This is a genomic window from Methylocaldum gracile (assembly GCF_053646815.1).
Genome location: NZ_CM132196.1, coordinates 4,875,774 through 4,902,114, shown reverse-complemented (window position 1 = coordinate 4,902,114; position 26,341 = coordinate 4,875,774). Strand labels below are relative to the sequence as shown.

Here is a 26,341-nt window from a genome sequence, read left to right as displayed (position 1 = left end):
TCACATCGCCCTCGTCGAACCGAGATCAATCGGGATTCGGTCTGCAACAGCGGCGAAAATACTTGACAAGCACGCTCGGAATTTGACCCGGTGTGCCGCAGATTGTTTAATTGGCACAATTGTTTACAGCTTTCCTTGAGGCTTGTTCATGAGCGATTCGAACCCTATTCCCGCATCGAAACCGCGGCGAAGTTTCATTCGGAGAATGACGGCTTTGGTCGGGGGGCTGTTTGGTGCGTTTGTGTCGCAGCGCAGCGCTTGCGGCGGGGAGATTGAGGCTCCTGGGAAACCGGCGGTCGACTCCGCCAAAAAAGGCTATCGGGAGACCGAGCACGTCCGCGCCTATTATGATGCAGCGCGGTTTTGAGCCCGGTTTGCTTCGTCCAATTTCCTCTAAGAATTAAAATTCGATCATGAAACTGTTCAAGCGGCCCGCTTCCGAAAACGATTCGTCTTCCAAGTCGCAAACCTCGGGGCACGGCATTGACCGCCGCGAGTTTCTGCGCCGCTCGGGACTTTCCGTGGGCGGCGCGGCTTTGGTGGGAGCCGTGCCTCTATCGATGATGAAAAAGGTCGATGCGACGGGCGCTCCCGCGCAGCCGTCAGGGGAAATCAAGAAGGTCAAAAGCGTCTGCACCCATTGCTCGGTGGGCTGCGGGGTCATTGCCGAGGTGCGGAACGGCGTGTGGATCGGCCAGGAGCCGGCTTTCGACCATCCGTTCAACCTGGGGGCGCATTGTGCGAAAGGGGCGTCGGTGCGGGAGCACGGCCATGGCGAGCGACGGCTCAAATATCCGATGAAGCTGGTCGACGGCAAGTGGCAGCGCATCGGCTGGGATCGGGCCATAGACGAGCTGGGCGACAAACTTCTTGCCATCCGCGAGCAATACGGTCCCGATTCCGTCTATTGGCTCGGATCGTCCAAGCACAACAACGAGCAGGCTTATCTCTTTCGGAAATTCGCCGCCTTGTGGGGCTCCAACAATATCGACCACCAGGCCCGCATCTGCCACTCGACCACGGTCGCCGGCGTCGCCAATACCTGGGGCTACGGGGCGATGACCAATTCCTACAACGACATCCACAACGCCAAGTCGATTTTCATCATCGGCGGCAATCCGGCGGAGGCGCATCCGGTGTCGATGCAGCATATCTTCCGCGCCAAGGAGCGCGGCGCGCCGCTGATCGTGGTCGATCCGCGCTTCACCCGCACCGCCGCCCATGCCGACTTGCACATCCGCATTCGGCCCGGAACCGACGTGCCGTTCATTTGGGGCCTGTTGTGGCACATTTTCCAAAACGGTTGGGAGGACAAGACGTTCATCGAGCAGCGGGTGTTCGGGATGGACGAAATCCGCAAGGAAGTGGCGAAATGGACGCCGGCAGAAGTCGAGCGGGTTACCGGAGTGCCGGAAGAACTCGCTCATAAGGCCGCGCGGATCATGGCGCAAAACCGGCCCGGCACCTTCATCTGGTGCATGGGCGGGACGCAGCACACGATCGGCAACAACAATACCCGCGCGTACTGCATCTTTCAGCTCGCGCTCGGCAACATGGGGCTAGAAGGCGGCGGCACCAACGTGTTTCGCGGGCACGATAACGTGCAAGGGGCGACTGACGTAGGCCCGAACGCCGACAGTCTGCCGGCTTATTACGGTTTGAGCGAGGATGCCTGGCGGCACTGGGCGAAAGTGTGGGACATCGATTTCGACTGGCTCGCCGCCCGCTTCGACCAAAGCGAGTATGACGACGGTGCGGGGAAGAAGATCAAACCGATGTTCAACAACGGCATCCCGGTTTCCCGCTGGATCGACGGCGTATTGGAAGCGGGCGAGAACATCTCGCAGCGGAATCCCATCAAGGCCATGGTGTTCTGGGGCCATGCGCCCAACAGCCAGGTGCGCGGCCCCGAGATGAAAGCCGCGATGGAAAAACTGGACGTTTTGGCCGTGATCGATCCGTATCCGACGGTCACCGCCGTGATGCACGACCGCACGGACAACGTCTACCTGCTTCCGGCCTGCACCCAGTTCGAGACTTACGGTTCCTTGACCTCGTCCAACCGGTCGATTCAATGGCGCAGCCAGATCATCGAGCCCTTGTTCGAGTCGCGGCCGGACCACATGGTCATGTACCAGTTCGCCCGCAAGTTCGGGTTCGAAAAGGAGTTGACCAGGAACATCCAAGTCGAGAACGACACGCCGCTGATCGAGGACATCCTGCGGGAGATCAACCGGGGCGCCTGGGCGGCGGGTTATACCGGCCAAAGCCCGGAGCGGCTCAAGGCCCATCAGGAGAACTGGCACACTTTCCACACCACGACCTTGAAGGGGCAGGGCGGCCCTTGTGACGGCGAGTATTACGGCCTGCCCTGGCCGTGCTGGGGTACGCCGGAAATGAAGCATCCCGGTTCGCATATCCTCTACGACACCAGCAAGACGGTGGCGGAGGGCGGTTCGCCGTTCCGCGCCCGTTTCGGCACGGAATACCAGGGCAAGAACCTTTTGGCGGAAGGCTCCTCGAACAAGGGAGCGGATATCCGGGACGGCTATCCCGAATTCAGCGCCGAGCTGCTGAAGAAACTGGGCTGGTGGAAGGATTTGACCGAGCAGGAAAAGAAACTGGCCGAGGGCAAGAACTGGAAGACCGATCCTTCAGGCGGCATCATCCGGGTCGCGATCAAGTACGGCTGTGCGCCTTACGGCAATGCCAAGGCCCGCTGCATCGTGTGGAACTTCCCCGATCCGGTGCCGATCCATCGCGAGCCTTTGTACACGCCGCGCCGCGATCTGGCGGAGAAATACCCGACCTACCAGGACCGCAAGCGCTACTGGCGTCTGCCCACCCGTTACGTCTCGATCCAGCAGCAGGATTTCAGCAAGGATTTTCCGTTGATCATGACTTCGGGACGCTTGGTCGAATACGAGGGCGGCGGCGACGAAACCCGCTCCAATCCCTGGCTGGCAGAGTTGCAGCAGGAGATGTTTGTCGAAATCAACCCGCGCGACGCCAACAATGCCGGGGTGCGGCACGGCGAACAGGTGTGGGTCGCCGGCCCCGAAGGCGGAAGGATTAGAGTCATGGCTTTCGTCACCGAGCGGGTCCGACCGGGCGTCGTCTTCATGCCTTTCCATTTCGGCGGGCACTACGAGGGGCAGGACTTGCGGCCGAAATACCCGGAAGGCAGCGCGCCGTATGTGCTGGGCGAATCCTGCAACATCGTGTTCACCTACGGCTACGATTCGGTAACGGCGATGCAGGAGACCAAGGTTTCGCTGTGCCGGATAGAGCCGGATTTAGTGACTGAGAAATGAAGTTTGAATGGGATGAAGAGAAAGCTGCCACCAATAAAGCGAAGCACGGTGTCTCATTTGAAGAAGCCTGCACGGCTTTCAGCGATCCTTTATTTATCGACTTTTACGATCCAGACCATTCCGAAGACGAACATCGTTATATCCTCGTGGGGGAAACTCAAAACGGGCGTTTGTTATTGGTGTCCTATACGGAACGAGAGGATAGTATTCGCTTGATTAGTGCGAGAGAGGCAACCAAAGCGGAGCGAAAAGCGTATGAGCAAGGTGGATACGGAACTGAACGATGAACTTCGGTCGGAGTACGACCTGAAGAGTTTACGAGTAAGACGGTTCGGGCCGAAACGAAAAGCGTTTGGTGACGTGGTTCGCTTGGAACCTGATGTAGCGGAGGCGTTCCCAAATGCCGATGCCGTAAACGAAGCGTTGCGCCTCTTAATCGAGATTGCCAAGCGTTCGGAGCGTCCGACCAAACCAGAAGTAGATTGACATGACTCAGGGTCACAGCGCTGCTGTGCCGACGTCGTATGAATGTCTGCTCGCCTTGCCGGAAAATCTGGTCGGGGAAGTGCTCGGCGCTCGGTTGTATACCGAAACCCGCCCCACAGGCCCACAGCATCTGGTGAAGGGTGGATTGCTCTGCTCACTCGTCCCTCCTTTTTGCAAAACTCGAAGCGGCTCCGGTCGTTGGCAGATTCTTCCGGAACCCGAGGTCCACTTCGTCCGAGATACCGAGGTCGCCGTGCCCGATCTGGCCGGCTGGCGGCGCGAGCGGATGCCGGAGATTCCGAGAGACCATCGCTTCGAAGTGGTGCCCGATTGGGTGTGCGAAATCCTCTCGCCCGGCACCGAGAAAAAAGATCGCGCCATCAAGCTGCCTTTGTACGCCCGCTACGGCGTGGCTCATGCCTGGCTGGTCGACCCGCTCGAGCGGACCCTGGAAGCGTTCGAGTTGCGCGAGGGCTTTTGGGTGCTGCTGGCTACGCTGAAAGACGAAGACCCTGTATCGATGCGGCCGTTTGACGCCATCACTTTTTCGTTGGCGGAGCTATGGACGTGAGGACTCCGACGGGACGGGTTTTGAAGGGGTAAAGTAAAAGGTCAATGCCTTTAAGTTGCGGGTATGGCTGAAAACAATGTTCCGATTCGTGTTGTAAGGTGGGTTAGGCGCGCATCGCACGGAACCAGTAAAGTTCCTGTGGTGCTTTCGCGCGCCGTAACCCACCACGCAAGGCCTCGGAACCGGTGGGTTACGGCGCGCAGAGAGTCCCGTTGTCATGGAATGGTTCGTGGCAGCGCGCCTAACTCACCCTACAATCGTTTTCAAGTAGAACAGGATGTTATTGGCGGCCGAATTCTAAGCCTGTCATTCCGATATTCCCTGCCGGCTGACGGCTTAACCACATTGCCAGGATAGGGGCGATTCAAGGTCATTTGAACTGTCGGATTTAATTGTTCCAAACGTATTTGAACCATGGCCCGAATGAAGTTTCTTTGCGACGAAGAGCGCTGCATCGAATGCAACGCCTGCGTCACCGCGTGTAAAAATGAGCACGAAGTCCCTTGGGGCGTCAATCGTCGGCGGGTGATCACGCTGGACGACGGATTGCCTGGAGAGAAAACCATTTCCGTCGCGTGCATGCATTGTTCCGATGCGCCTTGCCAGGCGGTCTGTCCGGTGGACTGTTTTTACACCACCGAGGACGGCGTCGTGCTGCACGACAAGGACCTGTGCATCGGTTGCGGCTACTGCTTCTACGCCTGTCCGTTCGGTGCTCCGCAATACCCGCAGGACGGCGCTTTCGGCGCGCGCGGCAAGATGGACAAGTGCACGTTTTGCGCCGGCGGTCCGGAACAGGATCATTCCGAGGAAGAGTTCAAGAAATACGGCCGGAATCGTCTAGCCGAGGGCAAGCTTCCCCTCTGCGCCGAAATGTGTTCCACCAAGGCGCTGCTCGCGGGCGACGCCGACATGGTGGCAGACATCTTCCGCGAACGGGTGGTTCGCCGCGCCGGCAACGACAATCCGGATTTGCAGCGCCAGCCGCAGGGCAAGCCCTGGGGCTGGGAGACCGCTTACAAGGAAGGGTAGGCAGCATGAGACGGCTTGGCCTGTTCTTGCTGATCATTCCAATCCTGCAAGGCTGTTACGAAGATCCGGACGTGACTCTGCACCGGGCTCATGAATATAAAGGCAAGGAAGACCGCCACATGGGCGATGCGGGCTACCGGCGGGAACAGTTGAGATTGCGCTTCAAGACCGTACAGAGCGACCGCTAGCATGATGACTCAAGTTCAAAAAGCGTCGTTTTGGCGGATTTTGTCGGCTTTCGCGCTCATGCTGGTTCTGCTGGCGATCTCTGGAACGCTGCGAGCCCATGAAGGCGAGAGACACGAACTGCACAAGGCTGAATCGGTGGTGAATCCCAGATCCGACTATTGGCGGCAGGTGCGGGAAGGCGTTCAGGGCTACACCGCGGTCAAGGGACAGGAGACGAACGTTCTGATCCAGGGCGGCGGCCAGAATTGGCGGCGGCTCCGGAACGGCCCCATAGCGAGCTACGGCGGCGTTCTCTTGGGAGTTGTGGTTTTCGCGCTCGGAGCGTTTTATCTCTGGCGCGGACAGGTAAAGCTCAGCCAGCCCCGATCCGGAGAAACCCTGGTGCGCTGGACGCTCGCCGAGCGGGTTCTGCATTGGTACGCGGCGCTGCTGTTCATTTTTCTGGCGATTACCGGTTTGAGTTTGCTCTATGGTCGAGCGCTGCTGATTCCGCTCGTGGGGCATAAGGCCTTTTCCGTCTACGCCGAGATTGCCAAGCTGCTGCACAACTTCATCGGCCCCTTGTTCATCGTCGGTTTGTTGCTCATGTTTGTCGCGTGGGTCAGGGACAATCTTCCGAGCCGGATCGATATCGACTGGCTCAGGGCCTTCGGAGGCATGGTCGGCGATCGCCATCCGTCCGCCGGACGCATGAATGCCGGCGAAAAAATGTGGTTCTGGCTTTTGGCGAGCGGCGGGCTGGCGGTGAGCGCAAGCGGTTTGCTGCTGGATTTTCCCAATTTCGGCCAGGAACGTTGGCTATTGCAACTGTCGCATCTGATTCATGTCGTTTTCGCTTTGGTTCTGATGGCGGGGGCCTTGGGACACATCTATATAGGCACGATCGGGACGGAAGGAGCACTCGAAGGCATGGTGCGCGGAAGAGTCGACAAGAGCTGGGCGATTCAGCATCATGATTTGTGGTGCGAGCAACTCGCCGCGGACGAATCCGGCTCTTCGGTTCCCGACAGGCCGCCCCTTCCGGAGACGAGCCACATCGCCTCGTGATGTCTCTTTATTTTCTTACCTGAAGGAGTGATGGCTATGACGGACCGTGTCTATAAACTGATCGAAATCGTCGGGACTTCGCCGCACGGAACGGACGAGGCCACCCGAAATGCCATAGAAAAAGCATCGAAAACGGTCAAGAACCTGGACTGGTTCCAAGTTGTCGAAACGCGGGGTCAGATTGCCAACGGCAAAATCGCCCATTATCAAGTGGTCTTGAAGGTCGGATTTCGGCTCGAAGACTGAGTCAACCGCTACATTCGTATGGACGTCCAAAATCGCCCTTCGTGGTCGAAGGCTTTCTAATTTTCGGGAATTCACATGGTTTTCAAGCCCAGATTCTATTTTCTCGTTGGTTTTCTGTTTTGCATGGGGCTGCTCGCGGCCGCTCTTTATTTCCAATTTTCCGGCGGGCTGGAGCCCTGTCCGCTATGTGTGTCCCAGCGCATCATGGTTTTCGCCGTCGCATTGGTGATGCTGGTTGCGGTTCTGCATAATCCGAAGAGGACTGGGGTCAAGGTCTACGCGATTCTTGGGTTCGTCATGGCCGTGCTGGGCGGAACGGTTTCGGCCCGGCATGTCTGGCTGCAGCATTTGCCGCCGGAGGAAGTGCCGGCCTGCGGTCCGGGATTGGAATACATGTTCCAGTATTTTCCCTTGACCGAGACCCTCAAGGCGATGCTGAACGGGACCGGAGACTGCGCCAAAGTCGATTGGACGCTGCTCGGGCTCAGTATGCCCGCCTGGGTGTTGATCAGCTTCTTCATCTTGGCGCTGCTCAGCCTTACCCAATTCTGGAACAGTTCGGCTGTGCGTGGAGATCAACGATATTTTTCGACTAAGAGCGAACTGCCGTTTCGCTGAAGGCGTTAACGCGAAGCATTAAGGCATCATTAGATAATGATGGCGAGATTCGACAGTTGTGGCTTTGCCGATACACATGTCACGGAAAGGTCACATTTGCAACGTACATTGAACGATTATCCGAAGGAGTGAGTATCGAGAATGTCCGTGATAAACGTGCTCGTTGTCGAAGATGAAGATGCGATTCGTGAAATGCTTGGTTTGGTCCTGGAACAGGCCGAGTTCGCCGTCAGGGCCGTTGCGGATACCCACCAGGCGCAATCGGCCTTGAATGAGTCGGTTCCCGATCTGATTTTATTGGACTGGATGTTGCCCGGCTTGAGCGGCGTCGAATGGGCTCGCCGTCTCAAGAAAGACAAACAATATAGCGAAATTCCCATCATCATGATCACCGCTCGCGGCGAGGAAGAAGATAAAATCCGGGGGTTGGATGTCGGGGCCGACGATTATGTCACCAAACCGTTCTCGCCGCGCGAATTGATAGCGCGGATCAAGGCGGTTCTTCGGCGTAGCAACAAGTACGGCAAGGGCGGAAGAATCGAGATTGGCGGGATCGCGTTGGATGTCGACGAACATAGGGTTAGCATTGCCGACAGCCACGTTATTCTGAGTCCGACTGAGTACCGATTATTGGAATTCTTCCTCACCCATCCCGACAAGGTCTACAGCCGTAGCCAGTTACTCGACCAGGTTTGGGGACGAAGTTCATTCATCGAGGAACGCACCGTCGATGTCCACATCCGCCGCCTGCGCAAGATCCTGGCCGAACATGACCGCGAGGAGGTTATCCAGACGGTGCGCGGTTTCGGATACCGTTTTTCTGAGAACTTGTGAAAAACCTACTGCGCGGTTCGAGTCCGCACCTGCGATGCTCAACGTACCCCTTTGTACGCCTGCGCTTTTCACGCCGGACCTCCGTGTCCGGCACCCTGTGGGCGGCAACTGCCGTGCAAATCGGCATTCCTGCCGATTTGTCGGCGCGGACTCGAACCGCTCGCGACGGTTTTTTTACAACCCCTGACCAAACCTGATTCATGTCGAGCCCCTGGCGATCGGAATTTTCCTTTCTCTTTTTAACACTGTTAGTTGGCACTTTCCTCGGTAAGGTCCTGAACAGTTTCGCCGTCGTGCTCTGGTTTTGTCTGCTGGCCTATCTGGCGAGACAGCTTTTTTATGCAAATCGGCTGCTGGTTTGGCTGCGCAGCGGCAGATCCGGCCAGCCGCCTCAGGGCAACGGCGTCTGGGAAGAAATCTATTACCTCATCTATCGCTTGAGGCGACGCAACAAGCGTCGCAAAAAGCAGCTCATCCGGATGCTCGAGCGTTTCCGCACGGCGACGGCGGCATTACCGGATGCAACCGTGGTGCTGGGGCCTCGGGATGAAATCGATTGGTTCAACGAAGCGGCCGAGCGCCTGCTGGGGCTGCGCCGTGGCGATATCGGCCAGCAGATCGGCAATCTGCTGCGCCATCCGAAGCTCAGCCAATACCTCCAGACTGCCGATTATCGTGCTACGGTCAGCATTCCATCGCCCCTCACCGAAAACATGCAGCTTGAAATTCGCATCGTGCCTTATGGAGAAGATTTGCGCCTTCTGGTCGCGCAGGATGTGACTCAACTGCGATTTATGGAGCGCGTGCGCAGCGATTTCGTGGCGAACGTGTCCCACGAACTGCGCACGCCGCTGACGGTCTTGAAAGGTTATCTTGAAACCTTGGGCCAGGTGGATGGATCTCTGCCGGAATCGCATCTGAAAGTGTTTCAGCGCATGGAGGAACAGACGGCCCGGATGGAAAGCTTGGTCGACGGCCTTCTTGCACTGACGCGATTGGAGTCGGCGGCGCATCAGACGGTGCAAAAGCGGATAAACGTTCCGGCGATGCTGCAAGACATTTGCGACGAGGTCAAGCTCTTGGCCGACGAACACCCCGCCATCGAGCTGGTCCTCGAAACCGACGCCCATTTGCTGGGCGCCGAGCAGGAATTGCGCAGCGCGTTTTCAAACCTGATCGTCAATGCGGTGAAATATACGCCAGCCACGGGCCGGGTTACCGTGCGTTGGCGCTGCGAGGGCAAGGGAGCTAGGCTGGACGTCGAGGACACCGGGCCGGGCATCGCGCAACACCATCTGCCGCGGCTTACCGAACGGTTTTACCGGGTTGCCGTTGACGGATGTAAGAATAAAGGCGGGTCCGGGCTTGGATTGGCTATCGTCAAGCATGCGCTGTCCCGGCACGGCGGAGAGCTCAAAATTGCGAGCACGCTCGGGCGGGGCAGTTGCTTCAGCTGTAGTTTCCCCGAAGATCGAATCGTGCGGGTCGACTCCCGCACCGATGCCAAGCTCGCGCAAAGAATGTGATATCCAGAGCGGATAGACGAGTTGCCGGTTCCGTCCGTCTCGGCTCGCGTGGGCAGCCGAGCCGTCGGTTTTCGGGTTTGATACGGCAGGGAATTCACCTCTTTCTCGCTGCGGTGCTTTTGGCTGGAGGCGCCGGTGCCGTCTACGGATCATCCGAAGGGGCGGAGACCATCAGCGGGGATGCCGGCAGCGACGAGCTCGGGGCGAGTGACCTCGGCAGGCTGATCCGGGATTGGACCAGCGCGTTTCAGCGAGATCATGCCGGGGCTACGCTTCGCTTGCGCCCGGCCCGCTCGCTCGCTTCACCGGGCGCATTCGACGAGGCGCGCGGCGATGCGATTTACGTCGGCTATCGGCTGAACCGCGAGGCAATCGATGGTTTTTCGCGAAAACTCGGTTACAAGCCAACCCCGATTCGAGTCGCTCTCGATGCGGTAACGATTTTCGTACACCGGGATAATCCGATCCGAGGCATGACGCTGGCCCAGGCCGGCTCAGTTTTCTCGCGTTCGCCGATGTGTCGAGGTGCTCAGTACCTGGCGACCTGGGGAGCGTTGGGCTTGATCGGGGAATGGCGAACCCGGCCGTTACAGGTATTTGCGATCGGATCCGCCGACGATGTGTACGATTATTTTAGCGAGCAAGTCCTGTGCGGAGGCGCACTGGGTGAATTCGTTCAGGTGCGGCCCGATTCCGGATCGGTCGCCGGTGCCGTGAGTGAATCCTTGAATGCCATCGGTTACGGCCGAGGCGACTCGACAACTGTATCCGTGAAGCCAGTACCGCTGGCGGTAGACGCGAATATGCCTTTTGTTGCGCCGAGCGAGCGCAATGCCGTTAGCGGTGCTTACCCGCTGACGCGGTTTCTCCATATATATGTCAATAAGAGCCCGAATAGACCGCTAGCGGGTGTGCAAGCGGACTTCGTCCGATTTGTGCTGTCGGCGGAAGGTCAGCAAATTGCCAGCCGCTACGGATACATCCCGGTTACCCCGGATGTTGCAAAAAAGGAACAGAAATTGATTGGCACAGGGCAACCCTGAGGTTGGGCCGAACTATTGAATTGAGCATTTTCCTTCAATTCAGTTGCGCCGCGGCTGATCCGCGACTAAGATTGTGCCTGTTGTAAGTTTTCAAATCTTGTTGGTATTCCAACTACAGGGAGATGGATATGTTGAAAAAAATTCTAATTGCTTTGGGCATAGCAAGCGTCGCGGCGACAGCAGTGCAGGCCGAGGAGCATTTTATGGATGATCGGTGGTATGTCGCCCCGTTCGGCACATACTTCAATCCGGGCGGCGACCGTAATGCGAAAGACGATTGGGGCGCTGGCTTGGGAATCGGTAAGATCATCAACGAATATTTCAATGCCGAGGTCAGAGGTTTTTGGCAACACCTGAATGGCAAGGGCTATAACGGCGATCTTACCGGCGGCACCGTGGACCTGCAGTATTACTTCATGCGCGATGTGTTCTCGCCGTATGCGGTTATCGGCGCCGGTGGCATGAATACCAGCGCAGCCGGCAGAAGCGGCGCATCGTTCATCGGCGAGGCTGGCGTCGGTGCGACTTATGAGTTGCACGACAACTTCCTGCTCCGCGGCGATGTCCGTTATCGCTACGTCTACGAAGGAAATGGCGGCGTATACCGGAACGAAGACGATTTCCACGACATGGTCGTCAATCTCGGCTTTGTTGTTCCCTTCGGCGAGAAACCGAGAGCCGTGGCAGAAGCAGAACCTACTCCCGCGCCCGCAGACGATTGTGCTGCCCGCGACTCTGACCGTGACGGCGTGAACGATTGCGACGACAAGTGCCCCGGCACCATGGCTGACTCGAAAGTCGACGACCAAGGCTGTCCGATCAGAATCGAGCTTAAGGGCGTCAACTTCAAATATAACTCGGACGAGCTCACCGAGAACGCGAAAAGCATTCTGGACGGTGTTGTTGAGCAGCTCGTTGCTTCAAACGAAATGCGCGATATCGAAGTCCAGGGACACGCCAGCAGCGAAGGAAGCTCTCAGTACAATCTGAAGCTTTCGCAGCGCCGTGCTCAATCGGTGGCAGATTACCTGAAGTCCGCAGGCTTGAAGAACCGACTGTATGCGAAAGGTTACGGCGAGGACTATCCGATCGCCGACAACAGCACGGAAGCCGGTCGCGAGCAGAACCGCCGCGTTCAGCTGGTCTTTATGGGTGAATAAATACACCGCAATATCAAGCGGCATGGTTGCCTAATAGCAACCGCCGTCAATCAAAAACCCGCTCCCCGGAGCGGGTTTTTTCTGCTCGTTTTAATACTAAAATGTCGTGGAACTAGGCTATTGTGCTGGTTCGTTCCTCGTGCAACCCGTCCGCAGGTAAATTGTGAATAAGCGTGTTAATTTTTTCGCTGCATTGTTTGCAGCGCCTCTGATGATGCAGGCTGCATCCGCTGCCGAAATGCGCGGCTTTGTGCATATTAACGGCTCGAATGTTGTTAGGCCGTTTGCCGATGCAGTGGCCGACCGAATCAGCAAGTCCGGCAAGATCAAACGGCCATGGGTCGAGTCGAACAGTACCGGCGGTGGAATTCAGTTGTTTTGCGAGCCCGAAACCGGCGAATCTCCCGATATCGTCAATGCTTCGAGGCCGATGAAAAAATCGGAATTCGAAGCCTGTCAGGCATCCGGCATAAAGAACATCGTCGAGGTAAAGATCGGATATAGCGGCCTAGTGCTCGCGCACTCCAAGAAGGTGCCGGCGCTGGATATCACCCGGAAAGAGTTGTTTTTGGCTTTAGGAAAAAAGGTGCCTGATCCTAAATGCAAGAATTGCGACACGCTGGTCCCGAATCCCTATAAGACCTGGAAAGACATCAATCCGTCGCTGCCCGATACGAAGATCGAAGTCGTCGCTCCGCCGATCGGTTCCGGCATACGTGAATTGTTCGAAGAGGCCGTCTCGAAGGCTGGGTGCGAGAGTTTTCCCTTCATTGCCGCTTGGAAGGAAACGCAGAAGGCCAAGTATAAGGAAGTCTGCTTCACCGCCCGCAGCGATGGCGCCTATATCGAAGAAAGCGGAAATGCGATAGCGGCCATGTTGGCCAAGAACCCCGGGCTGTTGGGGTTTGTGTCGTACAAACAATATGCGGGCAATACCGATCGGCTGAATGCCGCTCGTATCGACGGAGCCGTCCCGAGTGTCGAGAGCATTGCGGCAAACCGTTACCCCATCGCCAGACCCTTGTTCCTCTATTTCAAGGCGGATCATGTCGGCAAAGTGAAGGGGCTGCAACAATATCTCGCCGAGTTTACGAATGACAAAGCGTGGGGCGAGAAAGGCTATCTTGCTCAGCTGGGATTGGTCCCGATGTCCGCGGAAGAACGTAAACTCTACGCAGCAGATGTGAAGAAGCGAAAGCCGATGTCGGCACCGATCGACACGGTCGCCGCAAGCCGAAGCTTGCCGGATGCGCAGCGCGTGGCTCGCTAAGGTCGTGCTGTTCGCCTTGACGGCGTTAGCACTGGGTCGAGGAGGTTCCATGGCTTCGTCGAGAATTTCAGATTGTCCGGATAGTCCCAATTGTGTGTCCAGTCTCTCTCGGGATCAGGATCATTACGCGAGTCCCTTTCGCGTGGACATAGCGCCTGACGAAGTTTGGGCGGCCCTGAAGCGCGTATTGGGGGCGGAACCCCGCACCCGGGTTGTCGAGGAGGACAACGAGCGATGGTATCTCCGCGCCGAGGCCACGAGCCGTCTTTTCCGATTCGTGGACGACGTGGAATTCCAGCTTATTCCGGAGGAGCACCTCATGCACGTTCGCTCCGCGTCGCGGGTCGGCTATTGGGATTTGGGCGTCAACCGCCGGCGGGTCGAGCGCTTGCGCGAAGCGCTGAAGCGTGAGGGCTTGTGGCGATAACCGCGACGCGGTGGAAGTGACGATGTATCCGTTGGATTTAAGCGAAATCGACCGTTTCTTGGAAGAGGATGTCGGTTCAGGCGACTTGACCGCTTCGATTGTTCCGAAGCACGCAACGGCGAGAGCGCGCGTGATCACCCGCGAGTCCATGGTGCTGTGCGGGCAGGCCTGGTTCGCCGCCGTTTTCGCCCGGCTCGGCGGTTCGGTTCAAATCGATTGGCTGGTGACGGAGGGCGAACAAGTCGAGGCGGGCGCCGAGCTGTGCGCGATGCGCGGCCCCGCCCGAGCGCTCCTGACCGGCGAACGCTCGGCGCTCAATCTTCTACAGACTCTGTCGGGCACCGCGACCTTGGCGCGTGCTTATGCCAAAGCCGTGGACGGCACCAAGGCGAAGGTCCTCGACACTCGCAAGACCATTCCCGGCCTCAGGAAGGCACAGAAATACGCCGTCCGCTGCGGCGGCTGTGATAACCATCGGATGGGACTCTACGACGGCATTTTGATCAAGGAAAACCATATCCTGGCTTGCGGGTCCATCGAAAAAGCCGTGCACGCCGCGAAAGCCCTGGGCGCTAACGTGCCGATCGAAGTCGAAGTGGAAAATCTCGATGAATTGAAGCAAGCCTTGGCGGTCGGCGCCGAGCGGATTCTTCTGGATAATTTCACGATTGCGATGATGCGGGAAGCGGTTACCACAACCGCAAGTCGTGCCAAGCTCGAGGTATCCGGCAACGTGACCCTGGATACCATCCGGCAGATCGCCGAGACCGGGGTGGATTATATTTCGGTCGGTGCCCTGACCAAGAATGTTCGAGCAACCGATTTGTCGATGCGGATCTCGATTACCGCCTGAGCTCTGCGAGTCAGTCGGCCAAAGGCAAGGTTTTGTCGGGATTCAAAATGCCGTTCGGATCAAATTGACGTTTGACGGCGCGCATCAATTCCAGGGCGCCGGTGTCGATTTCCCGGTCAACGTAATCCCTCTTTTCGAGACCGACGCCGTGCTCGCCGGACAAGGTACCGCGCAGCCGCAGCACCAGCGAAAAGATCTCCCCCAGGCATTCGTGGGCCTTTTCGGTTTCGCCGGGTTTGGCGGGATCGAACAGCAGGTTGACGTGAATGTTCCCGTTTCCCGCATGGCCGAAGTTGACGATCGCCAAGTCATACCGTTGCGACAGCTCGTTTAGTCCGGCGATCAGCAAAGGCAACTCGGTGACGGGCACTACCACGTCTTCGTTGATTTTCTTCGGCGCGACCTTCCGCAGCGCCGGCGACAGTGCCTTGCGCGTTTGCCATAAGGCTTCGACTTCATCGGCGGTCGCCGCAACGCGAAACTCCAGAAGCCCCTCGTTTTGAGCAGCGCGCCGCACGCTCTCGATCTGTACCGCCATTCCCTCGGCAAATCCGTCCACTTCGACCATTAGTAAAGCACCGGCGCGCTCCGGCAAGTCGGCGCGAGAGTAACGGCGAATCAGTTCGATTGCGTTTCCATCGATGAATTCGAGGGCGCAAGGAACCGCAGGTTGAGCCATGATTCGGGTGATGGCTTCCGTAGCATGGTCCAAATCGGCATAGATCGCCCGCATGGTGCGTTTGGCTTCGGGCAACGGCGTCAGCTTGAGCGTCGCCTCGGTAATCAGCGCAAGCGTTCCCTCCGAGCCCAATAGCAGCCGGGTCAGATCGTACCCGACGACGCCCTTGGTGGTGAAGACGCCCGTACGGATCTCCGTCCCCAAACCGGTCACAGCTCGCAAGGCGAGGGTGTTTTCGCGGGGAGTGCCGTATTTCACCGCGCGTGGGCCGGCGGAATTGTAGGCGAGATTCCCGCCTACACTGCAAAAGGCGGCGCTGGTCGGGTCGGGCGGCCAGAAGAAGCCGTGCGGTTTGAGAAAGTCCTGTAGCGCCTGATTGGTCAGGCCCGGTTCGACGACGATGTAGCGGTTGCCCGGCGAGAATTCCACAATCTGGTTCATCCGCTCGAACGAAGCCACAACTCCACCCCGTAAAGGCACTGTCGCGCCGGTCGTGCCGGTGCCGCGGCCGCGCGCGGTCAAAGGCACCCGATGCTCGTTGCACAAGCGGGCCAGTTCGACCGTCTGGGTGTGGCTGGTCGGGAAAACGACCGCTTCCGCCAGAGCTTGACGGCGGCTGTTGTCGTAGCCGTAAGCCCAGCAATCGGCGGGGTCCGTGTAAAGCGAGCCGGGTGGGAAAATTTGCGCCAACCGGTTCAAAAAGGCGCTGGGTAAAGCCAAGAAATCAGTCCCCGAACAATTGGTGGTCTATCAAATCGCACAGGCAGTGCGTGATCAGCAGGTGGACTTCCTGTATTCGGGCCGTCGTCTCCGAGGGTACGCGGATCTCGATATCGGTTTCCAGCAGCAAGGGCGACAGCGCTCCGCCGTCCCGGCCGCTCAGGGCCAGCACCGACATGTCCCGATCATGGGCGGCAGTAACCGCGCTCAAAATACTGGAGGAATTGCCGCTGGTGGTGTAGACGACGAGAAGATCGTTGCTGTGGCCCAAGGCTCTGATTTGCTTGGCGAAAACGTCGTCGAACCGATAATCGTTGGCAATCGAGGTCAAGGTCGATGTGTCGCAAGTGAGCGCGATAGCGGGCAGGCCGGGGCGCTCCCGCTCGAAGCGATTCAGCATCTCGGAAGAAAAATGCTGCGCTTGCGCTGCCGATCCGCCGTTGCCGCAACAAAGAATTTTGCCGTCGCTGAGTAAACACTGAGCCAGCCTGACTCCGGCAATTTCGATGATCTCTCCGAGCCTGGCCAGCGATTCGCGGCTTGCTTCAACGCTGGTCTCGAATTGACGAAAGACTCGTTCTTGTAAATTCATGCCCTGCTATCAAGGTTGCGTAGCGAAAACCTTAAAATCGGTTAAGTCGCCTGAAAAGCATCTTTCACCCATTTTACAGCAAGCCCGCCGTTTGCGGGGGCCAGCGCCGCCACATCGAAACGAGCCGGCCGATCTATCCGCTTTTCCCGAAGAAAGTGGGCGGCGCTTGCCAACAGCTTTGCTTGCTTGCGCCGATCCACGCTCTCCAGTGCACCGCCGAACTGGATACTTCCCCTATAGCGGACCTCCACAAACACGATGGCGCACCCGTCTTCCATAATCAGATCGATTTCACCGTATCGGCAGCGGTAATTGCGCTCTATCAGCCGCAGGCCATGGGTCTGCAAAAAAGTCAGCGCTTCTTCCTCGGCGATACGCCCTTTGGCCTGGCCAAGGGTGGTCATTTCAGCGCCTTTACCGGAGCCCCGGAGCACTATCGCCCGGTTTCAGAAGCGGTGCGATTCCCCGTGGTTGCGGAACTCCGTCTTCAAATTGGGCGCAATGGAGCTGGCGCTGAATGCGGTTGCCGGTGCCCAGCGAGAGCGTGCCGGTCGCGCCGGTGTACCGAAACTGCGGTTCTGTCTTGAATCGTTCGAGTTCCGGAAGCAAACGGTAAGCATCGATCCCCAGCGCGACAAGTCTCACGTAATCCGACGGCGTTTGTTGAATCTGCTTGCTCAGCGCTTGATGGGACAGTGGACCACTTTCGGCCGGATCGAGTAACCACGGAATGTCGCAGAAAATCAGTCCGTTCAAATCTCGATCGGCTTCTGAGTCGGCCCTGCCGCCGTACACGTGAGAAGTAGCGTAGACCGGGAGATGCTCGCCATTGTGAAAGGCGATTTGAGGCAGAATCAGATGAGCATCGCGGGCGTCGCTGATGAGAAAGATGAAATCCGCGCCTTGTTTGGTGACCGACGGAACGGTCGGGAAGGAAAGCTGGGCATGCGTGGCAGAAGGTGCCGCGGAAATCAGTTCTCTTACCGAGGCGGTGAAATCCTCGCCGTGATACGGATAGGTCTTGATCGCACGAATGTTCCCCCCGAGCTGGTTCCAATAGGCCGCAAAGTGCTTGATCATGCGCTGGCCGAACTGATTCGCCGGCGCCAGCACCAGTGCACTCTGACGACCGTCGAACCAGGCGCTCCCGGCTGCTTGCTCGACCTCGTGCTCCGGGGTGAGGCCGAACTGATAGACCCGGTCATTGCTGACCTCCGGCGTTTGGTTGAGTCCTAGGACGGGGACGGGCAAATCCCCAGCTTTGGCCAAGACGGCCACGTCGTCCTTGATCAAGGGGCCGACGATCACTTTCGCGCCCCCATCGGCGAATTTCCGATAGAGCTGATAGATGTCTCCCGACTGGGTGTCGACGAACCGCAAAGGCGGCTTTGCGGTATTGGTATCCGCATAGTAGGCGGCAAGCATGCCCGTGCGCAGGGCCTGGGCAGCGGGAGCATAGGAACCTGACAGAGGCAGCATTACGCCAATGAACGCTCCGGAGCCGGGCGCGGCTGCCGTAGGCGGTGTCGTTCCCGTTTGAGCCTGGCCCGGAGGCGGGCTTTGACGTTGGCTCAATAGCCCTTGCAGGAATGCCCCGTCGGCGGGATGTCCGGGAAAGCGAATCCGCCACTTGGCCAATTCCGTGTTCAATCCGGCCGGAGGCGTGGACTTGACGATCTGGGTCAAATTCATCCAGCCGCCCAATATATCGGGCGGGGGAGGTTGCATGGCGGTCAGGACTTTTTCGGGAATCCGGCTCAGCGCGTCATAAATGGCCTCATTATTTTTCTGCACAGCGTCGGGACGCGTGAGAAGTTGGCCGAGCCTGACACGCTCCCTGGCGCTTTCCAGCATGTTGCCCAGTTGGTTATAAGCCGAAGCGCGCAGTGTGTGATAATGCACCTTTTGCGACGGCTCCAGCCGCCCTGAGGGCAGGTTATCGAGCTTGGCCAAGGCCTCCCGTGCTCGGCCCACGTTGAGATCCAGTCTGCTTTGCAGAAGCGTGTAATCGTACCGGTCCACGGTCTCCAGTTCGTCGGGAGCGACGGCATCGGCCAGCCGTTTCGCCGTTCTTCCATCGCCCGCCCGGAGAGCCGAATCGGCGGCTCGAAGCCGGTAGTAATCGGGATCGCCCGACGTTTCCGCGAGCTGCTGAAATAATCTCATCGCTCCTGCAGAGTCGCCGCTCTGGAGCAGGCTTTCGGCCTGCGCGGCGCGCGCATCCATGGCTCCGCGTCTGGTGGTGTCGCGGGCGCAAGCGGCTGCCATCAGTATGAGGAGAGCGAGACAGAGGCGGATCAATAGAGACATAGGCGGGATTCCGTTCGAGAAAGCGAGGAGTTTGATAGTGAGGCAAACAGAACCCGGCATACTATACCTAGTAGCGACACCCATCGGCAATCTAAGGGATATTACGTTCCGCGCCATCGACGTTCTGCAGCAAGTCGATCTCATCGCTTGCGAAGACACCCGGCACAGCCGGCCGCTTCTGGACCACTACGGGATTTCCACGCCGACCGCGGCATTCCACGAGCATAACGAGGATGTCGCTTCGGTGCGGCTGGCCGAACGCTTGCAGCGGGGCGAGTCCATTGCCCTCATCTCGGATGCCGGAACGCCGCTGATCAGCGATCCCGGATTTCCCCTGGTGCGGGCGGTTCGGGCCGCAGGTATTCGCGTCGTTCCGATTCCGGGGCCGTGTGCTCTCATCGCAGCCCTTTCGGCGTCCGGCCTTCCCGCCGACCGTTTTGCCTTCGAGGGATTTCTGCCGCGAAAATCGTCGGCGCGCAAGGCTAGTTTGGAGGCCCTGCGGAATGATTCGAGAACGCTGATTTTTTACGAATCCAGTCATCGCGTGTTCGAAAGTGTAGCGGACATCACGGCGATTTTTCCGTCTGATCGGCGATTGGTCATTGCCCGAGAGTTGACCAAGCTATTCGAAACGATAGTGGATACACGGGTCGGCGAGGCGCTCTCGCTCCTCGAAAGCGATCCGAATATGGAAAAAGGGGAATTCGTCCTGGTGCTGGAAGGCGCGCCCGATCTTGGCAGGACGGAAGGGCTTACCGTGGATGAGGAACGAGTATTGCGGATTCTGCTCGAGGACTGTTCGGTCAAGACGGCAGTGTCCTTGACCGTAAAGATCACCGGAGCGCGTCGGGAAACGGTTTACCGGACGGCGCTCCGATTGACTGAAGAGTGGCGTAAGACCGATTGACTAGCCGTGTCTAGCGAAACTGTGAGTGGAGGTCGATCTTTGAGCCGATTTATTGAGGACGATCCGGACGCTCGGAGTCGCGTAAGGAGTGATCGGAAGAGGCATTGGGACGCGCGGACGGCTTCCTTCTATTACCATTGGTCAGCTTCTGAATCATATCGTCCCACGAGGTGTATTGCTTGAAATCGGGATGGCCGGCTGCGATCTTGGTGTTGACCTCTTGCTTCGCCGTTTCGATGACTTCGTCGGGTGTCTTTCCGTCCACGGTGTTGACGAAGGTATCCGGTCCTTCTTCCGATTTGATTTTGTCTAAAATTCCCAAGGCGGTATCGAACAAAACGCGTTCGTCCGTATTGAGGTAGCGTTTGACTTGGATTGCCGATTTATAGACCGCTTCCCGCGAGGTCCCGTTGATTTCGTCGGACCGCGACATAAACGCGGGCAGAAAGTAAATGACGGCAAGCAATGCCAGAAAAAGACCGGCTAGTATTTTCATTGTTTATCTCCGAAAGTATTGGGGGCGAACATTATATAATCTCGCTGCAACATTGATGTCAAAAGCTCTCGCAGCGTCACGCCGAAGTCAAAGTCCTGCCTCGCGCCTTTTTATCATTTATTAATTTGGGGTACTTCTATGGCTCGAGATCGCGTTTTCAGGACAATATGGATCGGTTTAAGTTTTGCGCTTGTAGCATGCGCCCACGACATGAGGGTGATGAAAATGGAGGAGGCACTGAACAGCTATGGTTCAGCTATTCGATGGGGAGCTTTCCAAAAAGCCTGGGATTTTCAGACCGACAAACAGAAACGGGCGCCTGATTTCAAGGCGCTCAAAAATATAAAAGTTACCGGCTACGATTCAGTATTCCGGAAGGTGCAGAACGAGGGGACAATCGTGCTGCAAACCGTCGAGATTCGCTATATCGATAATGAGCGGCTCGTGGAAAAAAGTCTGACCGACGAGCAAAAATGGCATTTTGACGTCGAAAAAAAGCAGTGGCTATTGGATAGCTCTTTTCCAAAATTCGAATAGCGTGATTCAAGCGTTCAAAATCTAAAGCCATATCCCATCGCGTGACGAGCCAGCAAGCGCTTCGCCGGCGGGAAGCAATCCAGGGCGATCATGGCGGCATTACGCGCCAAGGCGAAGGGTGGAAAATCGGTGCAGAACGCCCGTATCAGGCCGTCGGTAAAATGGATCGTATTGGCCAGATCTCTCTGCCGGGCTCGGGCGTAACGATCGAGGAACGCTTTTTCGCCGATATCTTCGTTGAACGCCAGTTTGGTGAGCAATCGCTCCGCCAGGGATGCCGCATCACGGAGACCTAAGTTGAAGCCTTGACCGGCAACGGGGTGAACCTGATGCATCGCGTTGCCGATCAAGAGGACACGGTCGTCCGCCATCTTCTCTGCCCGGATCAGCTTGAGCGGAAAACCTTGCCGTCGCGATGCCAGTTGAATTTTCCCTAGCCAATAACCGAATGCCGACTGCAAGTTTGCGGTGAAGTTCGCGTCGGATTCACTCAAGAGTTCGTCGGCCTCCTGATCCTTCATCGTCCAGACCACCGAGCATTTTTTGCGCTCCAAGGGCAGCAGGGCCAACGGGCCGGCGGTCGTGAAACGCTCGTAAGCCGTGAAGTTCACATCTGCCTCCGTGCTGACTTCAGTCACGATCGCCGTCTGTCCATAGTCCCGGACGTTTTGTTCTATTCCCAGGAGCCTTCTCACTGTGGAATTTCCGCCGTCGGCGGCAACCACTAGAGCGGCCGTGAGATTGAGGCACTCCTCGCCTTTCTTGAGGGTGACGCACACGCCATTCGGGCCTGCTTTGAGACCGATGACCCGCGCCGGGCATATCAGCTCCGCATCGAGTCCGCGCAGTTCCCGAGCAATGCGATCCTCCAGCGTTCGGGCGACGATGACATGGCCCAGCGCGTCGACTCCTTTTTCAAGAGCATGCAGCCGCGTTTTTCCGAAACGGCCGCGATCGGAGACATGGATATGACGGATGGGCATGGCTTTGGGCGCCACGTCTTGCCATACGCCGAGCCGGTCGAGAATTTGGATCGTGCCTCGCGCTAGGGCCAAGGCGCGATCGCCGGCCGTCAGGGCCTGTCGTTGGGTTTCCGTCAGCGCTTCGACGATTCCCACGCGAAGCGGCGCGTCCCGCAGGGCCAGAGCGAGACTACCTCCGACCAGTCCGCCGCCCACGATCAATAGATCGAAATCGTGGTTCATTCGGGATTCGCCATGAATGCTTCGATTTCCGCTACCGTTTTGGGCAGTCCGGCCGTGAGGATTTCACAACCGTCTTTGGTGACCAAAACATCGTCTTCGATTCGGATGCCGATGCCGCGCCATTTGGGATCTACGTCATGGCAGTCCGGCGCGACATAAAGGCCGGGTTCCACCGTCAATACCATTCCGGGCTCCAGCGAACGCCATTCGCCATCGCTCCGGTATTCCCCGACATCATGCACGTCCATGCCCAGCCAGTGGCCGGTTCGATGCATATAGAACTTCTTGTAGGCTTCGTCCTTGGTCAGCTTCGAAACACGCCCTTCCAACAAGCCCAGCTTGACCAGCCCTTTGGTCAAGGTGTGAACGGCGGCGTCATGCGGCTCATTCCAGCGGTTGCCCACACGCACCCGCTCGATAGCGTCGAGTTGGGCCTCCAGAACCAAGTCGTAAAGGAGTCGCTGACTTTCGCTGAATCTTCCATTGATGGGAAAAGTACGGGTGATGTCAGCGGCATAGTTTTCATACTCTGCCCCGGCATCGATCAGAAGAAGGTCGCCGTCCTTCAGTACGTCCTTGTTTTCGGTGTAATGGAGTACGCAAGCGTTGTGTCCTCCTGCGACGATGCAAGGATAGGCAGGCGCTCGCATGCCATGCCGGGTGAATTCGTAGAGCAACTCGGCTTCGATTTCATATTCGTACTTTCCCGGTTTACAGACTGACATCGCGCGTTTATGAGCGCGTACCGAAACCTCGGCGGCCTTCTGCATCAATTGGATTTCATGCGACGTTTTGATCAGGCGCTGCTCATGAAGCAGATGCTCCAGAGATACGAATTCGAACGGCGCACGTACACCGGTACGGACTCTCGCCCGCACGTTGTTTACCGCGGAAAACACCAGACGATCGATCTTCGGATCGTGCCCGACGGGGAAATAAACCCTCTCGCGATTTTCCAGAAGGCTTGGCAAAATCTTGTCCAGTTCATCGATGGGGAATGCTTCGTCCGCTCCGAATGCGTTGCGAGCGCCCTCGAGCCCGGCATGCCTTCCGGTCCAGATCGCTTTTTCACGATCGAATTCGCGACAAAAAAGAATGTACTCCCCTTGTTTTCGGCCGGGGGCGAAGACGGCCACCGCTTCGGGTTCGTCGAATCCGGTCAGATAATGAAAATCGCTGTCTTGACGATACGGATATTCCACATCCCGGTTGCGTACGCTCGCAGACGCACTCGCGATCAGAGCTACGCTTTTCTTCTTGATACGGCGCGCTAGCTGTTTGCGGCGCTGTTTGAATTCGCTCGGTTGAAGCATGAGGTTTGCAATATCAGTGAAGTCGCGAGGGCGGTTGCTGTTGCAATTCGGTACGGATCAACTGTACGCCGATGCGGACATATTCCGTGATCTCGGCATAAGCCACTTCGTCCGACTCTCCGGCGGAATCCGGACTCAGGCGGGAGATTTCCAGAAGGTCGTGGAGGACTTCGGTGCTTTCTCCCGGCCAGTCGGCACCATCCGATCGATAACCGAGGCCGTATAAGAAGCCTTGGCACCATTCTCCCAAAGCATTGGCGCGCTCACTCAGGGGGAGCGTGTCATCCGGCAGCAGCAACTCGAACGAAAAGTCGAAATCGTCCAATTGGTGCCGAGTCGTCTCGCACAGCGCCGAAAGCAAGGCATGTTCCGCCGGGTTAAGGTTGGTCCTGCTTTCGCCGAAAACGGCTTCCAGCCACTGATCGCAATCGGTCTGGCTGTTCAGGCACAGCAATCCCGATAGCACCCCATGCACTTCGGCTGCGCTAGCCGCCGAGTCGTTGTTCAGGACGACGTCCTGGACATTCTGATAGGATAAATCGTTGCTCATTCCAGCCTTGTCGACCCTGCCCTAATTCTTTATGCTAACACTTCGAATAGCCGGATCGAAAGCTAGCACCGAAGTTTAACCCCATCTTTAAGGCTCCAAAATCATGATAGCCGATATGTTTGATTTGGATGCCGAGCTAGTACGATTGGAAAATAAGATCGATTCACTGGCCGCCATGTGCGAAAGGCTACGTGATGAAAATCAGGTGCTGAAGTCCACGTTAGACGAATGGATGCGAGAGCGGGTGCAACTATCCGATAAAACCGAGATGGCGAAGAGTCGCGTTGAAGCGATGATTTCCCGCCTGAAATCCATAGGACACGAATGATGAGCGAAATGAATCCGCCGATTAAAGTTCAGATCCTCGGCAAGGAATATCCTATTTCCTGCCCTGAAGACCAACAGCACGATCTTTTGATTGCAGCACGTTATTTGGATGAAAAAATGCGTCAAATACGCGGTACCGGCCGCGTGATCGGCACCGAACGCATTGCCGTGATGGCAGCGCTGAATATCGCGCATGAGCTATTACAAGCGCAACAGCAGAACAAATTGTTATCGCAGGATTTGCGGGATCGCTTTTCGTCGCTGCACGAAAGGCTAGACGCAGCCTTGGATACGGATTAAAGCTGTTTCGGCGCTGATACGTATTGCATCAATTTGTCGACCTAGTAGAATTTGATTCACGTATTCCCTGCGGCGTGCGAAAGCAGCTGGGTTACTTCTTGAGCCTAATCTAAAACCCCGGGAACCATCGAACGAGCGATGTGCGCAAGTCCGCTCCGAGCGGAAAGCCTAATTCGCCGTTCCTACGCTCCCACCTGAACCTTCCGGTTCAAGGGCGAAAGCGGTTTACGGCGCAGGCGGGGAATACTTCTCTTCGTTCCAGAGGAACTCCCCTTGCTGGATGTGCGAATATGCACTTGCCAGTCTCATCCGATCTATCTGAATGAATCTTCCGGCGGATATCCGGCGCCAGAGTCGAGCTCTTCGACAAAGCATGCCGTTCGTACTGGCTAGTAAGAAAAGTCTCCGCATCGCGGAACGCTTCATTACATCGCCGATTGCCGAACGCGGCCAGCATGTCGCGGCTTATCTCAATAACGACGGCGAGGTCGAAACCCAGGCTATTATCAAGAGCTTGTGGGCATGTGGCAAAGCGTGTTACCTACCGATTCTCCGTTCGTCGCCTCGGCGTTCGCTATGGTTCGGGCATTACGGGCCGGGCACGGCGTTGACTCCGAATAAATTTCGGATTCCCGAGCCGTCTATCGGGGAAGATACGATTACTGAGCCGTGGATGCTGGATATGGCGTTCGTTCCCCTGGTGGCTTTCGATCTTTTCGGTAACCGCATCGGTATGGGCGGCGGCTATTACGACCGTACGTTCGCTTATCTTAAGAATGCAAATCAACCGCGCACGCCGATTCTCATCGGCCTGGCGTTCGAATGCCAGAAATGGGACCAAATACCGGCGCAGCCTTGGGATGTGCCGCTGAATGGCGTGATTACCGAAGAGGCTTATTACCTGTTCGACGACCTCTGTCGTTAAGATAAAGTGCAATGTGGCAGCGGCTGACGCGCTGGAGGCGGGACGAAAAGAGGTGGTCAGGAACCGGCCCACAGGTCGCTGAGGGCGATCGTGACGGCCTCGAAGGGTGCAGCGGAAACTTCGTCGTGGTCCTGGTATAAGCCGGTTACGGTCCACTGCCCGTCGGCCAAGGCATAGGTTTCCGAAATCCGCGCCAGGGGATCAACAAGCCACAAAAACGCTACGCCGTAGCGCGCGTAAGCTCTCGTTTTTGTGACCCTATCCTTTTTCTGGGGCGTCGGCGAAAGGATTTCGCACACCCAGTCCGGAACCACCTCGAAGCGATGGTCTTCCGGCAAGCTCGACATGCGCTCGCGGCGCCAACCGGCGATATCGGGGACCAGCACTTCGGTATCGCGGACGAAATGGAATTCCGGCTCATCGATGATCCACCAACCGCCCGGACCGCCCCGGCCGCGATGATAGGCTGAACCGATATCGATCCCGAGCACAGGGGCGACTGAAGCATGAGGCCCGGCTCGGCCGGGCTGGGTGTACAGTTCTCGGCCGATGATTTCTCCGACCAGATTTTCCGGCAGCGCCAGCAAGCGCTCATACGGGCTCGATTCCTGAATTACGGCGGACATCAGTTACCTCCGTTCTTTACGTCAAACATAGTCATTATCCACCGGCTCGACCAACAGTTGAGTCCCCGCTGTATCGGCCTCCCAATGTTCGACGGGCCGCTGGGACGGAAATTCGAGCAGCGTCGGACCATGCTGGCGGACTACAGCAGCCATTTTCCACAGATCTCTTTTTCGCGTGAACAATGGGGTTTTTGCTGCCGCGTCAGGATGTTTTAAGACGGCCACTTCCGCTAACATG

General features: G+C 57.3%; 31 protein-coding genes and 1 other RNA gene. 22 read left to right on the top strand and 10 right to left on the bottom strand.

Translation table 11 applies throughout. The annotated features are described in order from the left end of the window. The first annotated feature begins 413 nt into the window (after positions 1-413). From ACWJJK_RS21890 to nadC, 16 genes are all read left to right on the top strand, one after another. Positions 414-3,314 (top strand): formate dehydrogenase subunit alpha, encoded by a 2,901-nt coding sequence (locus ACWJJK_RS21890; RefSeq protein ID WP_454128479.1) that lies wholly within the window; start codon positions 414-416, stop codon positions 3,312-3,314. After that, positions 3,311-3,601: a BrnT family toxin gene (locus ACWJJK_RS21885; RefSeq protein WP_077732030.1), complete on the top strand. Its 291-nt coding sequence runs from the start codon at positions 3,311-3,313 to the stop codon at positions 3,599-3,601. Before ACWJJK_RS21890 ends, ACWJJK_RS21885 begins: the two co-directional genes overlap by 4 nt. Further along, a complete protein-coding gene (locus ACWJJK_RS21880) occupies positions 3,570-3,800 on the top strand; it encodes a hypothetical protein (protein WP_077732029.1) in 231 nt (76 codons plus the stop codon). Before ACWJJK_RS21885 ends, ACWJJK_RS21880 begins: the two co-directional genes overlap by 32 nt. A gap of 1 nt (position 3,801) precedes the next feature. Then, positions 3,802-4,371, top strand: coding sequence for a Uma2 family endonuclease (locus ACWJJK_RS21875; RefSeq protein WP_077732028.1), 570 nt, complete (start codon positions 3,802-3,804; stop codon positions 4,369-4,371). A gap of 423 nt (positions 4,372-4,794) precedes the next feature. Continuing rightward, a complete protein-coding gene (fdh3B, locus tag ACWJJK_RS21870) occupies positions 4,795-5,403 on the top strand; it encodes a formate dehydrogenase FDH3 subunit beta (protein WP_240502623.1) in 609 nt (202 codons plus the stop codon). A 5-nt stretch (positions 5,404-5,408) separates the two neighbouring features. Then, on the top strand, positions 5,409-5,591 hold the full coding sequence (locus ACWJJK_RS21865) for a hypothetical protein (RefSeq protein ID WP_086133682.1): 183 nt from the start codon (positions 5,409-5,411) through the stop codon (positions 5,589-5,591). Position 5,592: 1 nt separating this feature from the next. Next, complete coding sequence (locus tag ACWJJK_RS21860; RefSeq protein ID WP_454128478.1) at positions 5,593-6,639, top strand: formate dehydrogenase subunit gamma; 1,047 nt, start codon at positions 5,593-5,595, stop codon at positions 6,637-6,639. Between the two features lie 36 nt (positions 6,640-6,675). After that, a complete protein-coding gene (locus ACWJJK_RS21855; protein WP_077732024.1) occupies positions 6,676-6,885 on the top strand; it encodes a dodecin in 210 nt (69 codons plus the stop codon). Between the two features lie 75 nt (positions 6,886-6,960). After that, positions 6,961-7,503, top strand: coding sequence for a disulfide bond formation protein B (locus ACWJJK_RS21850; protein WP_077732023.1), 543 nt, complete (start codon positions 6,961-6,963; stop codon positions 7,501-7,503). A 141-nt stretch (positions 7,504-7,644) separates the two neighbouring features. Beyond that, the gene (phoB, locus tag ACWJJK_RS21845; protein WP_077732022.1) at positions 7,645-8,337 is read left to right on the top strand and encodes a phosphate regulon transcriptional regulator PhoB; all 693 of its coding nucleotides are present in this window, start codon (positions 7,645-7,647) and stop codon (positions 8,335-8,337) included. A 200-nt stretch (positions 8,338-8,537) separates the two neighbouring features. Further along, the gene (gene phoR, locus ACWJJK_RS21840; RefSeq protein ID WP_086133679.1) at positions 8,538-9,863 is read left to right on the top strand and encodes a phosphate regulon sensor histidine kinase PhoR; all 1,326 of its coding nucleotides are present in this window, start codon (positions 8,538-8,540) and stop codon (positions 9,861-9,863) included. A 77-nt stretch (positions 9,864-9,940) separates the two neighbouring features. Continuing rightward, complete coding sequence (locus ACWJJK_RS21835; protein ID WP_156881161.1) at positions 9,941-10,906, top strand: PstS family phosphate ABC transporter substrate-binding protein; 966 nt, start codon at positions 9,941-9,943, stop codon at positions 10,904-10,906. A 128-nt stretch (positions 10,907-11,034) separates the two neighbouring features. Beyond that, complete coding sequence (locus ACWJJK_RS21830; RefSeq protein ID WP_077732019.1) at positions 11,035-12,066, top strand: OmpA family protein; 1,032 nt, start codon at positions 11,035-11,037, stop codon at positions 12,064-12,066. A 163-nt stretch (positions 12,067-12,229) separates the two neighbouring features. Next, on the top strand, positions 12,230-13,336 hold the full coding sequence (locus ACWJJK_RS21825; protein ID WP_240502622.1) for a substrate-binding domain-containing protein: 1,107 nt from the start codon (positions 12,230-12,232) through the stop codon (positions 13,334-13,336). A 49-nt stretch (positions 13,337-13,385) separates the two neighbouring features. Next, the gene (locus ACWJJK_RS21820; protein ID WP_168183767.1) at positions 13,386-13,763 is read left to right on the top strand and encodes a DUF1499 domain-containing protein; all 378 of its coding nucleotides are present in this window, start codon (positions 13,386-13,388) and stop codon (positions 13,761-13,763) included. A gap of 22 nt (positions 13,764-13,785) precedes the next feature. Continuing rightward, complete coding sequence (gene nadC / locus ACWJJK_RS21815) at positions 13,786-14,616, top strand: carboxylating nicotinate-nucleotide diphosphorylase (protein ID WP_156881162.1); 831 nt, start codon at positions 13,786-13,788, stop codon at positions 14,614-14,616. 10 nt (positions 14,617-14,626) lie between these two features. On the opposite strand, the gene ACWJJK_RS21810 is transcribed toward nadC, so the two are convergent. Genes ACWJJK_RS21810 through ACWJJK_RS21795 form a run of 4 tightly spaced genes read right to left on the bottom strand, consistent with a single transcriptional unit; the run spans position 14,627 to position 18,917 of the window. Further along, complete coding sequence (locus ACWJJK_RS21810) at positions 14,627-16,015, bottom strand: FAD-binding oxidoreductase (protein ID WP_086133675.1); 1,389 nt, start codon at positions 16,013-16,015, stop codon at positions 14,627-14,629. A gap of 4 nt (positions 16,016-16,019) precedes the next feature. Continuing rightward, a complete protein-coding gene (locus tag ACWJJK_RS21805) occupies positions 16,020-16,607 on the bottom strand; it encodes a phosphoheptose isomerase (RefSeq protein WP_077732015.1) in 588 nt (195 codons plus the stop codon). A 41-nt stretch (positions 16,608-16,648) separates the two neighbouring features. Then, positions 16,649-17,011, bottom strand: coding sequence for a YraN family protein (locus ACWJJK_RS21800; protein ID WP_086133674.1), 363 nt, complete (start codon positions 17,009-17,011; stop codon positions 16,649-16,651). 10 nt (positions 17,012-17,021) lie between these two features. Further along, complete coding sequence (locus tag ACWJJK_RS21795) at positions 17,022-18,917, bottom strand: penicillin-binding protein activator (protein WP_168183766.1); 1,896 nt, start codon at positions 18,915-18,917, stop codon at positions 17,022-17,024. Positions 18,918-18,954: 37 nt separating this feature from the next. Between ACWJJK_RS21795 and rsmI the strand changes: the two genes are divergently transcribed. Continuing rightward, positions 18,955-19,824: a 16S rRNA (cytidine(1402)-2'-O)-methyltransferase gene (rsmI, locus tag ACWJJK_RS21790; protein WP_434148897.1), complete on the top strand. Its 870-nt coding sequence runs from the start codon at positions 18,955-18,957 to the stop codon at positions 19,822-19,824. A gap of 49 nt (positions 19,825-19,873) precedes the next feature. Here rsmI and ACWJJK_RS21785 read toward each other — a convergent pair whose 3' ends face one another. After that, a complete protein-coding gene (locus ACWJJK_RS21785; RefSeq protein WP_156881164.1) occupies positions 19,874-20,320 on the bottom strand; it encodes a hypothetical protein in 447 nt (148 codons plus the stop codon). A gap of 138 nt (positions 20,321-20,458) precedes the next feature. On the opposite strand from ACWJJK_RS21785, the gene ACWJJK_RS21780 reads away from it, so the two are divergent. Further along, positions 20,459-20,857 carry a hypothetical protein gene (locus ACWJJK_RS21780; protein ID WP_139841035.1) on the top strand — a complete coding sequence of 133 codons (399 nt, stop codon included), beginning with the start codon at positions 20,459-20,461 and terminating at the stop codon, positions 20,855-20,857. Between the two features lie 14 nt (positions 20,858-20,871). Here ACWJJK_RS21780 and ubiH read toward each other — a convergent pair whose 3' ends face one another. From ubiH to ACWJJK_RS21765, 3 genes are read right to left on the bottom strand one after another with little or no spacing between them, the layout of a single operon-like run. Next, positions 20,872-22,062 (bottom strand): 2-octaprenyl-6-methoxyphenyl hydroxylase, encoded by a 1,191-nt coding sequence (gene ubiH / locus ACWJJK_RS21775; protein ID WP_454128477.1) that lies wholly within the window; start codon positions 22,060-22,062, stop codon positions 20,872-20,874. Next, positions 22,059-23,375, bottom strand: coding sequence for a Xaa-Pro aminopeptidase (gene pepP / locus ACWJJK_RS21770; RefSeq protein ID WP_454128476.1), 1,317 nt, complete (start codon positions 23,373-23,375; stop codon positions 22,059-22,061). Before pepP ends, ubiH begins: the two co-directional genes overlap by 4 nt. 13 nt (positions 23,376-23,388) lie before the next feature. Then, positions 23,389-23,925, bottom strand: coding sequence for a UPF0149 family protein (locus ACWJJK_RS21765; protein WP_454128475.1), 537 nt, complete (start codon positions 23,923-23,925; stop codon positions 23,389-23,391). A gap of 115 nt (positions 23,926-24,040) precedes the next feature. Here ACWJJK_RS21765 and ACWJJK_RS21760 point away from each other — a divergent pair, with 115 nt between their 5' ends. The 4 genes from ACWJJK_RS21760 to ACWJJK_RS21745 all read left to right on the top strand — a co-directional run bounded on the left by ACWJJK_RS21760 (position 24,041) and on the right by ACWJJK_RS21745 (position 25,477). Then, complete coding sequence (locus ACWJJK_RS21760; protein ID WP_205780892.1) at positions 24,041-24,253, top strand: TIGR02449 family protein; 213 nt, start codon at positions 24,041-24,043, stop codon at positions 24,251-24,253. After that, positions 24,250-24,552, top strand: coding sequence for a cell division protein ZapA (locus ACWJJK_RS21755; RefSeq protein ID WP_240502661.1), 303 nt, complete (start codon positions 24,250-24,252; stop codon positions 24,550-24,552). The genes ACWJJK_RS21760 and ACWJJK_RS21755 overlap by 4 nt, the downstream gene beginning before the upstream one ends. A 61-nt stretch (positions 24,553-24,613) precedes the next feature. Then, positions 24,614-24,799: non-coding RNA, 6S RNA (ssrS, locus tag ACWJJK_RS21750), on the top strand. Positions 24,800-24,874: 75 nt separating this feature from the next. Beyond that, a complete protein-coding gene (locus tag ACWJJK_RS21745; RefSeq protein ID WP_454128474.1) occupies positions 24,875-25,477 on the top strand; it encodes a 5-formyltetrahydrofolate cyclo-ligase in 603 nt (200 codons plus the stop codon). Positions 25,478-25,533: 56 nt separating this feature from the next. Here the strand turns inward: ACWJJK_RS21745 and ACWJJK_RS21740 are convergent, their stop codons facing one another. Both ACWJJK_RS21740 and ACWJJK_RS21735 read right to left on the bottom strand, forming a co-directional pair. Further along, positions 25,534-26,103: a Uma2 family endonuclease gene (locus tag ACWJJK_RS21740; RefSeq protein ID WP_077732610.1), complete on the bottom strand. Its 570-nt coding sequence runs from the start codon at positions 26,101-26,103 to the stop codon at positions 25,534-25,536. Between the two features lie 21 nt (positions 26,104-26,124). After that, on the bottom strand, positions 26,125-26,256 hold the full coding sequence (locus ACWJJK_RS21735; protein WP_276205425.1) for a hypothetical protein: 132 nt from the start codon (positions 26,254-26,256) through the stop codon (positions 26,125-26,127). Between the last annotated feature and the right edge of the window lie 85 nt (positions 26,257-26,341).